Source organism: Siphonobacter sp. BAB-5385 (genome assembly GCF_002261125.1).
GTDB lineage: Bacteria > Bacteroidota > Bacteroidia > Cytophagales > Spirosomataceae > Siphonobacter.
This window is the reverse complement of the sequence record NZ_NMPS01000220.1, coordinates 125,414-137,584: the sequence shown is the minus strand read 5'-3', so window position 1 is coordinate 137,584 and position 12,171 is coordinate 125,414. Positions and strand designations below refer to the sequence as shown.

The 12,171-nt window shown below is 49.6% G+C and carries 7 protein-coding genes and 1 pseudogene; 2 read left to right on the top strand and 6 right to left on the bottom strand.

All coding sequences use genetic code 11. The features are described 5' to 3' along the window. Window positions 1-470 precede the first annotated feature (470 nt). Window positions 471-1,967 (top strand): TlpA disulfide reductase family protein, encoded by a 1,497-nt coding sequence (locus tag BWI93_RS23380; protein WP_094815921.1) that lies wholly within the window; start codon window positions 471-473, stop codon window positions 1,965-1,967. 420 nt (window positions 1,968-2,387) lie between these two features. Here the strand turns inward: BWI93_RS23380 and BWI93_RS23375 are convergent. From BWI93_RS23375 to BWI93_RS23350, 6 genes and pseudogenes are all read right to left on the bottom strand, one after another. Then, window positions 2,388-3,829 (bottom strand): annotated as a pseudogene (locus tag BWI93_RS23375) (sulfatase). A gap of 1 nt (window position 3,830) precedes the next feature. Further along, entirely contained in the window at window positions 3,831-5,378 is a 1,548-nt protein-coding gene (locus BWI93_RS23370; protein ID WP_255158030.1) for a RagB/SusD family nutrient uptake outer membrane protein, read from the bottom strand. A 78-nt stretch (window positions 5,379-5,456) separates the two neighbouring features. Then, the gene (locus BWI93_RS23365) at window positions 5,457-8,876 is read right to left on the bottom strand and encodes a TonB-dependent receptor (RefSeq protein WP_094815917.1); all 3,420 of its coding nucleotides are present in this window, start codon (window positions 8,874-8,876) and stop codon (window positions 5,457-5,459) included. A 140-nt stretch (window positions 8,877-9,016) separates the two neighbouring features. Next, window positions 9,017-9,256, bottom strand: a complete 240-nt coding sequence (locus tag BWI93_RS23360) for a FecR domain-containing protein (RefSeq protein ID WP_176454307.1) — start codon at window positions 9,254-9,256, stop codon at window positions 9,017-9,019. 65 nt (window positions 9,257-9,321) lie between these two features. Next, complete coding sequence (locus tag BWI93_RS23355; RefSeq protein WP_094815913.1) at window positions 9,322-9,996, bottom strand: FecR family protein; 675 nt, start codon at window positions 9,994-9,996, stop codon at window positions 9,322-9,324. A gap of 93 nt (window positions 9,997-10,089) precedes the next feature. Then, window positions 10,090-10,671, bottom strand: a complete 582-nt coding sequence (locus BWI93_RS23350; RefSeq protein ID WP_094815911.1) for an RNA polymerase sigma-70 factor — start codon at window positions 10,669-10,671, stop codon at window positions 10,090-10,092. A gap of 241 nt (window positions 10,672-10,912) precedes the next feature. Between BWI93_RS23350 and BWI93_RS23345 the strand changes: the two genes are divergently transcribed. Further along, complete coding sequence (locus BWI93_RS23345) at window positions 10,913-12,085, top strand: hypothetical protein (RefSeq protein WP_094815909.1); 1,173 nt, start codon at window positions 10,913-10,915, stop codon at window positions 12,083-12,085. The last annotated feature ends 86 nt before the right edge of the window (window positions 12,086-12,171 follow it).

Here is a 12,171-nt window from a genome sequence, read left to right as displayed (position 1 = left end):
CGCGTTCCTTCTGAAAAACATCTTTAAACAGCAGGAGTCTAGAGGAATTACAGCCAACGCAGGTAACTGACTTAGAACCGGGTACACACAAAGATTGCTCGATCCGCTTGGACGGAAACACATCGACTAAGGTTGCAATGGCAGATTTCTTACGCAAGCTTCTTCCGGCTTATTTTTACAGAAATTCAATCATAGGTCCGGATGCAGCAGCCTAATGAGCAGATTATTTTTATTAATTAAAGGGAGCTTTATCAAGTAATTTTTCGGCAAAAACTGATGAATAAAAGCTATTAAAATCAAATACCGTAGCTGTATTTACCAATCGTAATCCCTGCTTTGTTTGAAATAAATCAGTAGCTTTTTTTCGTAAGAATACAGATTAATTATAAAAGAATGAACGTATACTAACTGCGGATAGCTTACGTTTTCATGGCAAGTAAAATACACACCTTCTAAACCCTATTTGTACCATGAGAATCCTTTCTTTGCTGGTATTGCTTTCGTGTACCGCCGCTGCTCAACCCGCAGTTATTCAGTTTACGAATGCTCATCGCTTCGATACGAGCTTCCGTGTTGATAAAAGGCCAGCTATGCAGAACTCATTTGTGATTAACTGGCAGGATTCCACTTCCTTTCGATTTTATGAAGCAAAAGCGGGAACCCGTCCGCAGCAGATGACCCTGGTACCGGAATCGCAGGGAGCCATTTTTAAGCATTTTACTGACCCCTTTAGCTACACTGATTTTCCCGTTTTTCGAGGCGATACCCTAACCCTCACGTATACGCCTACGGGTGTTCTGGCTAAAAACCAAAAGGGCGAAACGTATCCCGACGTTTTTGCGGATGATACTTCAGCCGATGGCTTTTCGGCCTGGGGTATGTACCTCAATTACACGCCTATGATCCGCAAGCGGATCACGGCTGACTATCCGAACTGGACGGCCATTCCGTCTGAAAAAAAGGAAGCAATCAAGCGGCAATACAAACAGAAATTGCGGCGGGAATTGTACGAACGCGTGAAGACACAGATGGTCCTCGCCGAACGCCGGAACGACTCCCTGCAGCGAAACCGGCAAATTCCCGCTCTGCTCTATACATTCAATACCCACAAGATTGCACAGATTCGCCGGATTATCGATTTTGAACAGGGACTGGTGCCTGATTCAACCCTGCAAGGCTGGTTCCGTACATACACCGCTCCGATTGCGGGGCTGCACGATTACTACTATCAAACCTTGCTTGAAACCGTGGTTGAATCCAGGATTATTCCCTGGGCGGGTTACATTTCTTCGGGCGGTGCTACGCTGGTCGATTCCCGGGCGGTATTCGATCACCTCACTACTTCCCCACTCTTTCCGGCTCGGGAACGGGATTGGCTGCTGACGCGTCAACTGGCCACCATCCGGGAAGATTTCTCCCGCGATATGTTTCTGACCTATTACACCAAATTAACGAAGGTAGCCGCCGATTCGCTGCTCCTGACCCGGGTACGCGGCGAATATGCCCTGGAGTTTGATCCCGCCCGGATTAACACCAAGGGCCTACTTCTTCAGAATGCTTCCGGCAAACGAACGGATCTGGCGACCCTGCTCGCCCAGCAAAAAGGCAAGGTAGTTTATGTGGACTTCTGGGCCAGCTGGTGTGCTCCCTGCCGGGCCTCGCTGCCGGCCTCCCGTGAATTACGTCAGGCCCTGAAAGATGAGCCGGTTACTTTCCTGTACTTATCCATGGATGAGAGCATGGGCAAATGGGACAAAGCCGCCCAGCAGGAGGATTTGAAAACGTATACGCATAGCTATCTGGCTCTCAATCCAGCTAGCTCCGCGTTTATCCAACAACAGAAAATTGCTTCGATTCCCCGCTACATGATTTTCGATAAAAAAGGGCAGTTGACGTATCCGAACGCTCCCCGGGTGGAAAGTAAAGAACTTGGCTCGCTGCTGAAGAATCTGGCCGCGAAACCTTAAACTGATTTCGACACACCCTGGGGCCTTTCAGCTTTACCTGATTCCCTTCTAAAGGCTTCGTCTTTAAGAGGTTTGTTATTCACCTAAACTGGGTTTGGTCCTCCTTCATTGGCGGGATGGTAGCAGGTGAGCCTTCTATGCGGGAGAGGCTTTCATTCGCCTACAAGAGTGGATGGTTGATAGTCTTTAATTGTTAAAACCAATCGAGCCTATTCATAAACGGCTTACGTCCGTATGCAATCCATGCGGGGCATGCGATGCCCCGCATGGATGCATACGGACGAAATAGAACTATTGTCACGCCAGGTGACAAGTCTTGGTACTACTCCTGGACGTACTAGGTACCCAAGAAAACACCTGCCTCATCGGGACAAAAAACATACCTGTTACACTAGTAACAAACGGATCAATACATTTCTCTTACTTCACCGTTCCTACGGCTCGCCGGTTTTTGCCTTCTTTCTTTTGTAAATCATCTCCCAGGTCTTCCCGGGCTCTTTCCGCGATTTTCTCTAATTCTGCCACGATTTCCGGGTGTTGTTCCAGGACATTATACCGCTCGCCCGGATCCCGGGTGAGATCGTAAAGTGCTTTGGGGAATTCGTGGTTTTCGGAGGTAGGGCCGGGTTGGCCGTCTTTCCCCGGCAATGACACTTCATAGCTCCGGCCCGGATGAGCGAAAATTAATTTCCAGTTATCCTTCCGCACCGCTTCCAGGTTATTTTTTCGGTAATAATACAGGAATTCCTGTCGTGGCGTTTTCGTCTCATCGCCCTTCAGTAAATCAACGAATTCAATACCGTCAATGCGTTCCGCCGGTAGTTTTGCCCCCGTTAGTTTCACAAGCGTTGGCAAAATATCAAGGGTAGAAAGCAATTTATTCGAAACGCGGCCCGCGGGAATCACCCCCGGCCAACGCATGATCGTCGGCTCGCGTTGGCGCCTTCGAAAGAGGTGCCTTTGCCCTCCCGAAAACCGCCCGAGGAACCGGCATGATCCCCGTAGTTCAGCCAGGGGCCGTTATCACTCGTGAAAATGACCAGAGTATTCTGATCCAGTCCCTGTTTTTTCAGTTCTTTGAGAATCTCGCCCACTGACCAGTCCAGCTCCATCAATACATCCCCAAAAATCCCTTTTTCACTTTTCCCTTTGAATCGCCTGGACGCGGCCAGCGGTACGTGCGGCAGAGGGTGCGGCACGTACAGGAAGAAGGGTTTGTTTTTATTTTTCCTGATAAACCCAACCGCTTTTTCCGTAATCGTGGGGGTGAGTTCACTTACTTCCTCCAGCGTTTTGATTTCCTTTCCCGGTGTATTATTCTCGATCCAGTGCAAGGCGGGGTAGTTCGCCTGTTTTTGCCAGGGATGCAGCGGCCACATATCGTGCGAGTACGGAACGCCGTAGTACTCGTCGAAGCCCTGTTGCAGGGGTAGAAACTCCGGTCGGCTGCCCAGATGCCACTTCCCAAAAATCCCGGTGGCATACCCTTTCGCCTTCAGTAATTCGGCAATCGTTTCTTCTTTGGGGTTTAAACCTACGAGCGATTCAGGCCCCAAGGCTCCGGAAATGCCCACCCGATTGGGGTAACAACCCGTGAGTAAGGCCGCTCTGGAGGCACTACACACGGCCTGTGCCGCCATAAAGTTGGTAAAGCGGGTACCTTCCGCCGCCAACTGATCCAGGTTCGGCGTTTTGTAGCCCAGTGCTCCGGTCACGGACAAATCGCCGTACCCCAAATCATCAATAAAGAAGAGTACGACATTGGGTGTTTTCGAAGGGGATTTCTGACCGACTGCCGTCAGGGCGATGACAAGTCCCCAAAGGATACCGGGAATAAAAGCGAAGCGTTTGATACGACTCATGTTACCAGCCTGGATTTTGCGTTAATGAATGATTCAAATCTATTTCCTTCTGCGGAATGGGCCACAGGTAATGACGATTAGGGTCAAAAACTTTATTGACAGCCACCACCTGAACGGTACTCACAACGCCATTTGGGTTGGTATACGTAATCCCATAGACCGGACCTGGAATGACTTTCTCGGCGATTTTCCAGCGACGGATGTCAAACAATCGTTGCCCCTCAAAGGCCAGCTCCACGGCTCTTTCCCGGCGAACGATTTCCCGCAATTCCGCCTGGGATGTACTGGTAATGGACGGTTGTTTGACGTCACTTCTCCCATTCCGAACCGTATTAAGGGCCGTCAGTACCTCCGCATCCAATTGATTCAGTTCAATTTTTGCTTCGGCGTAGGTTAATAAAATTTCAGCGTATCGGAGAAGAATGATGTTAATTCCGGAATTAGTGGGGTTCGCGTAATCCTCAGTGTTGATGTACTTCCTGATATTGAACCCCGTAGTCGAAGCAATGTACGTACTGCCCACGGCATCAGACGTACCACTGTTCGGTTGCGGTTTAAAAACGGTGCCGCTCGGTAATTGATCCCCTTCCAGATAAAAGGAAAACTTCAGGCGGTTATCCCGATTCTGGTACGGCTGGGCGGGGTTATAGCCGCTACCCGCAGTCGTAATCAATGTTCCCGAAGAAGTTTCGTATAAATCAGCAAGGGCCTTGGTAGGCACATAGCTACTGCCCCCGTTTTTCTGACTATAGGGAGCCAGCGTCTGAAACACGGTGTTTGGATACGTATCCTTGATAAACTGCCGGTCGAGCAGCACTTCTTTGTTATTCTCAGCGGCATAACTGAACAACTTTTCGTAGGATTCGTACAAGCCGTACACCCCGAGTTTGATAACTTTATCGGCAGCATCGGCGGCTTTCTGATACCGTCCAGCGAGCAAATTGGCCCGGGCTAACAGTCCCAGGGCAGCCCCGCGGGTTACTCTGCCTTTATCCGACGCCGCATACGTGACGGGTAAGAGTGGAGCGGCTGCGTTGAGTTCCTGATCCACGAAATCCCAGATCTGGGAAACGGGCGTTCGGGTCAGGCTCCTGCCTTCTTCAATGCTGATTGGAGTAGTTACCAGCGGCACATCTCCGAAAAAACCCGCCAGCTTGATGTACTGATACGCCCGCAACACCTTAGCCTCTCCCTTCAACTGGTTCATCAATGCCGTATTCGTGGTCGTTACTTTATCGACATTAGCCAGAAAATAGGACGCCGCCCGAATCCCTTTGTAGGCATTGGTCCATTCGGTATAAATCCTGGAGCTGGTCGCATCGTACGAACCCAGCTCAATATACGCCTGAATATCAAAGTTCTGATTGGTATGAGCAATATCCGTCAGGGCATCCCAGCTTAACACATTGACGCCATCCAGATCGGCATACAGGGCATTGACGGCTAGTCTGGCATCGTTTTCGGTGTGCCAGAATAAGCTTTCCGAGAGCCGATCATTGGGAAGCGTTTCCAGCAAATCCCGATCGCAGGCAGGCAACGTTAGGCTCATCAGGGTGACCCAAAGGATTAGAATCCGTTTTGTAGTTGTTATTGGTATCATTGCTTGAGTTTGATCAAAAGGTGATGCTTAGAACTGTAGGTTTATTCCCGTCGTGTACAGAGCCGTTTGCGGATAGTACATCGCCCGACCCGAAGGCGTTTCCGGGTCCAGATTCCATTCATTCAGTTTGGAAAGCGTAAAGAGGTTAGTGGCTGAAATGTATACCCGAACCCTTTTGAGCGAAGCTTTCCGGACGAGTGCCGTGGGTAAGCTATACGCCAGCTGTATATTCTTGAGTCGCAGGTAAGAGGCATCCAACACCAGGCGGTCCGAGGTTGCTACGTTACGCAAATCAAACTTGACCGGACGTGGAAAACGGGCACTGGGATTTTCGGGCGTCCAGTAATTGTTCGTGTAGATGGTATGCGTAAAGCCTTCCTGATTTCCCATTTCCGCCAGAGCCCCCGCCAGCCGGGTACTTACGCTGGCCGCTCCCTGGAAGAGAATGGACAGTTCGAAATTGCGGTAAGAGAAGTCGGTATTAAAACCGAAGGTGTACCGGGGAAACGAGTTACCCAGGCTGGTCATATCGTTGGCGTTGATGATGCCATCGCCATTGAGATCGACGTACTTGACATCCCCGGGCTTCGTATTGGCTACGTAGGTAGCTTTATACGCCGCTATTTCCTGTTCATTCTGGAATAAACCGTCGGTTTTGTAGCCCCAAAGCGTGTTGATGGGTAGTCCTTTTTTAATAATGTAGCGTGGATCAATGTCGGAACCCGTAATGTACGGCCCCGTACCTTTCAGATCCGTTACCCGGTTATCATTGATACTGAAGTTGGCTCCCAGGTTGTAGTGAAGACCAGGAGCTTTCGCAGCTCCCCGATAATTCGCACTAAACTCCCAGCCCTTGTTTTCCACGGAACCCGCATTCTGAGCCGGAGCCGTCAGTCCAATGGTTGCCGGAATATCAAGGTTAAGCAGGATGTCGTTGGTACGCTTGCGGTAGTAATCGATGGTAACGTTTAATTTCCGTTGAAAGAACGCAGCATCCAGCCCAAGATCCAGCTGCGTGGTGGATTCCCAGCCCAAATCCGAGTTGGCCAGTACGGTTTGCCGATATCCCTGCACGGGCAGTCCGCCAAACGTATACCCACTGGCCGTAAGAGCCGCGTAGTAGCTATAGAGGTCCACCGACTGATTGCCCGTGATCCCCCACGAGCCTCTCACTTTCAAGTCATTAACGGTCTGTGAAAGCGTATTCCAGAAGTTTTCCTTCGAAATACGCCAGCCCCCTGAAAAGGAAGGAAAGAAACTATACTGCCTGGCTCCGGTGAATTTCGATGATCCGTCGTAACGTCCGTTTACTTCGAAGAGGTACTTATGGTTATAGTCGTAGTTGATCCGGCCAAAATAGGAACGAAGCCCATACACGGCATCGCGGCCATCGTTGGAACGCGTACCGTCATTAGCTCCCTGCCCGATCGACCCAATATCATTGTTGTAGAAACTCTCCCGGTACGCCGAAAGGAAAGTCTGCGTATTACCAATCTGTGAATAACCGACTAAAGCTTTGAAATTGTGGTTTCCAAGGCTTTTGTCATACGTCAGTAGACTATTCAGCGTGTACTCCCGCAGGTTGTTTCTTACTTCCGTCAGACTATTATTGGCAACGGTTTTGGTCACGTTATTCAGCTTATCGGTATTCGTGTAGGCGTTGGTAAAGTTTTTCTGCTGGGTAAAAAGGCCCCGGCCCGCGATTTGGGTGGAAAAGGTCAAGCCTTCCAGAATATCCCATTCCCCTTTCACGTATCCCGCCAGGTAATCGGTTTTTTGCCGGGACTGCCCCCCGATTTCAATAAACATCAGCGGGTTATTGCCCTGTGAGCTTAAGCCATACGTTCCATCCGCGTACTTCGGAACGGCCCATAAACTACCGTGAAAAAAATTATTGAGGGGAGCCGCTGCATTCGTCGTTGGACTTTGATTGCTACTATACCGATAGTTGACATCCGCACTGATCCGGATTTTAGGAGAAACGGTATAATCCGAGTTGAGGCGAATTTCACCAATCTGATTGTCAAAGTTTTTAATCACCCCCTGCTGATCCTGATACCGAATGCTGAGTCGGGTTCGTAAAACATCATTTCCTCCGGCCACGGATAGACTGTGATTTTGCTGGGGTGCTGGTCGTAGCAGCGTATGGAACCAGTTATTAGCGAGCGGGTACTTTTCCCGATCCGTCGCGTTGACGTACGCCTGAATGGACTCCTCGGTAAAACGGGCAGGAAGCGTTGACCCCGCGTTGGTATACGCAGCGACCTGAAGTCGCATGTAGTCTTCCAGACCCATCATCTGAGGTACGTTGATGGCTTTCTGAATGGCGTAATAACCGTGATAATCCACCTGTACCTGATTATTTTTCGCTCGTTTGGTAGTAATCAGCACTACCCCATTCGTGGCCCGGGAGCCGTAAATAGCCGTAGAGGCCGCGTCTTTCAGGATCGAAACCGTTTCAATATCATCAGGATTGATGTCACTTAATTGCTGTTCGATGCCATCCACGATGATTAGGGCGTCGTTCTTCACGAGGTCAAACCCACTCGTACTACTGCTATTGATGTTGAAAGTCGTAATGCCCCTGACCCGGATCGTAGCGTTGGATTTGCCCGGCGAACCGCCCAGATCACTGACGGTCACCCCCGGCATCAATCCCTGAAAGGACTGCTGGAGGTTGGAGACGGGTCTTCGGGTTACTTCCTCGCCCGTAATCTGCGAGACTGCGTTCGTCAGGCTATTCCGCTTCTGAACTCCGTAGCCAACTACGACTACTTCATCCAATACACTCGGATCGGGTTGCAGCGTCATTTGCAGACTGGTCTGGTTGCGGATGGGTACTTCCTGCGTTTTATAACCGACGAATGAAAAGACAAGAACATCCTGTTCCGATGCATTGATCTGAAAAGTACCCGTAACATCCGTCGTAACGCCCCGTTGCGTGTTTTTTACCGTCACATTTACGCCGGGTAAGCCCTCGCCTTTTTCATCCGTTACGGTTCCCCGAATGATGCGTTCAGAACTTTCTGAAACGGAAACGGACTTCGTTTCTGCCGGGGCCGGTAGAGCAGGCACCACTGGTCTGGGCTTCGGTTTAATCAGGATATAGTTTCCTTCCCGTTCATACTGCAGCTGATTAGGATCCAGAATCCTCTTGAGTACGGATTTAAGCGGTTGCTCTTTCGCCTGAATGGAAACCGTACTGGCCTTTCGGACGATATCGGACCCAAACATAAATTTCACCCGGGTCTGGGTAGAAAGCTGATCCAGCACCGAGGCCAGGGATTGGTTACGGGCCGTTATACTTATGTTCTGATCCATAAACCCCTGCCCCAGAGCTGGATTTGGAAATGTAAGGGCACGGGCCATTTCCATGACCAGCAGCAAAATCAGCGTCATAGGCAAGGCTATACCATAGGATCGTTGGGAAAACGATACAGATTTCATAGGTTATTCATTAAAAGGAAGGAGTGTTTGTGAAGGCAACTGAGCGATAGGCCAGGCATAATCTGGTCGGTTTGAGGGGTACTTCCCCACTCGCTCAGCGGGGAGGTTTTTCAGGGGGTGCTCGCATGAAGGATGGTAGATTAACTGGAAGGGCAGCCCGACCCGGTAATCGAATAGCGGGTACCCGATTTTTGAAGTTCTGCCCCGATCAGGTACGTGAGGGCTTTCAGGGTACTTTCCACGGGCTCAGTACCGATTTTTGCGTAAATGCTACAGTCTTCCAGCCTCGGATCCAGTCTGATTTCAATGGCGAACCGGCGTTCCAACGCGGCGGCTACTTCGCGAAAGGGCTTGTTTTTGAAGTTCAGTATTCCCTCCATCCAGTCGGTTTCCTCATTCCCTTCTACGGTTCCTTTTCGCAGGACTCCGGTAGATAAGGCGTAGGTTACTTTTTGCTGAGCCGTGAGCAGAATCCCCGGATGAGTGTTTTTTGCGGATCACTCACCTGCACTTTCCCTTTCGTAACCGCTACCTGCTGCTCCGCATCCTGCGGATAGGACCGAACATTAAACTGGGTTCCTACTACCCGTATGTTCAGTTTTGAAGTCTGTACCTGAAAGGGTTGTTTCGGGTTGCTAACCACGTTAAAAAAACCTTCCCCTTGCAGTTCAACCTGACGGGTAGTTCCTTTGAATTGACTGGGATAACGCAGCATACTGCCCGCATTCAGCGTGACGTGCGTACCATCGGCAAGCGTAACTTCGGCGATTTGTCCAGACTTCACGCGTAGCTCCGTATAGGCAATCGGATTTACGAAACCCAGGAGCGTATCCCGGTAGAGATAAGCCATCCCGACTGCTCCTATGATTGCGATCACGCTGGCTACGCGAAGGAAGGTTCGTCTTTGACGCAGGCGTTTGAGCTTCGGATCGTTCTGAATCGTCGTCTGAATGCGACTGAATAGCTCTTTCCCTAAGACTTCATTAACCGGAGACGGAAGTCGGGGTAACGACGGGTCGTCGAATAACGCGTCGTACTGCTCCAGAAATTGCTTTTCTTCGGGTGTAGCATGGCCTGCCAGCAATCGTTTGATCAGGGTAGTAAAAGACTTTGCATTCATTAATCTATTAGTCTATATACTAACTAGTCAATATCAACTTGAAATGTCCTACGCTCTTGTGAAAAAAAATTAGTTCTGGTGGGCGAACAGGCCTTAATGTGGCCCGTTGATGAGCAGAATCAGCAGGGCAGTCAAAATCTCCCGGATGGAATCCAGGGCCTTAATAAGCTGATTTTGAACAGTCTTCTGTGTAATATTCAGTTGAGCCGCAATTTCTTTCGTCGAGAGCCCCTCTACGTGACGTAAGTCGAAAACTTCCCGTCTTTTCTCGGGCATTTGTTCCAGAATCTGTTTGAACTGCTGCTCCAGCTCCGTATACAACACGAAGTAATCGGCCGCACCGGACGATTGATCCAGCAGCGACAGGTATTTAAAGTAGGTATCGTTTACCTTCTGAAGAGCAATGAGATTATATACCCGGTAACGAACGGCGGTCTGGAGGTACGCTCGCAGATGCTGAATATCCAGCGTTTCCCGCTGATCCCATAGTTTAACAAAAACGTCCTGTACGACATCCATGGCCTGGTCTTGATCACCCAGCCGCTGATAGGCCGTTTCCAGCAACAATTGCCAGTACCGATCATAAATTTCCGTAAACGCCGCTGCATCGCTTTGAGCTAAAGCGGTCAGCAGCGTGTGTTCGGATGCGGGTATGGCTGTCAGTCTGTCGGGCATTAAGACGACAAAAATAGTAATCTATTTAATATATAGACTATATTGTATATAATTGATAAGTCTTTTTGGCTAAAGAAGCATTACGTTGAGTGGGTTTACTTAGTCTGCAAACAACCTGACATTGTCCTGTGCTTTTAATATCGCCAATTCACACCCACGATAACTAATTTTTAAGTTTATTAACTATTATTTTAGTTGTTTTTTTTACCTTAGACGGCACAACCTTTAACTCTTTCCGTCTATGCACTATACGCGTTACATCTGGACCTCACTGTTCATTGGTGTGTTTACCCTTCCCCTGGTACAGGCTCAGTCAGAAAACAGCTATGTAAATGGTCAGCAGATTCAGGCTACGCTTCGCGATCGCTCTGAAATGAGTTATTACATGGCCGCCTGGAATTATTCCTTTATTGGTGAGTACAGGAAGTCGCTGGCTGCCTTTGACCAGGCTCTCAGGGCTGATTCTTCTTCTGAGGAAGCGAAAATTCCCCTCCCTCCCAACACGGTTTTTACACCCGCTGCCCCGTACATTTTAAAACAAAGTCAGGGAAAAAGGCTCGTCATCATCAATGAGGCTCATCATCAGCCCTTACACCGGGTCTTCACGGAATCGTTACTGGAGGGTTTGTATGCCCAGGGTTTTCGGTACCTGGGCCTGGAAACGCTGGCCGAAGACTCCCTCCTCAATCTTCGCAAATGGCCGCTGGTGGAAGACGGCTATTACTCGCGAGAGCCGCAATTTGGCAACCTGATCCGTAAGGCCCTGAGTCTGGGTTTTCGGGTATTTGGTTACGAAGCGGATAGTAGCGGTACGGTTCGTGAAAAAGGACAGGCCCAGCACATTTACCGGATTTTGCAGAAAGACGCTACCGCCAAAATCCTCATTCACTGCGGGTTCAGTCATGTAGTGGAAGGCCCGTATCCCGGCTGGGGAAAGGCCATGGCAGGCGAGCTAAAAGCTTTATCGGGACTAGATCCCCTGACCATTGACCAGCAGGAACTCACCGAGCACCACGAGCCGATTTGTGAATCTGCCTATTATAATCCTGGCCAGCTGACTTACTCAGCGATTCTACTTAATAAACAGGGTCATCCGATCCGGCTGGATGGGGAACGTGAGCTAACGGATCTTCAGGTAATGCATCCCCGCACGCCGTTTGTGCGGGGAAGGCCCCGCTGGCTACTCCGAAACGGCTCCTGGCAGGAAGTCAGCCTGAAAAAATTTCGGTTTCAGGTTGCTTTTCCCTGTTTGATTAAAGCTTATTATCCTGGTGAATCGAACAGTGTGCCTTTGGATCAGATTGAACTCCGGAATCCGGCGGAACAATCACTCATCCTACCACAGGGCTCGTTTGTACTGGAATTAACCGATTCTCACGGAAAGACCCAGAAAGACACCCTTACGGTAAGATAGACTATGGATGGACCCGGACTTGTTTTTTATTCAAAGAATTGTTACCTCCGTCACTGCTTTCATTTTTCAGAGCTGGTATGTGATTG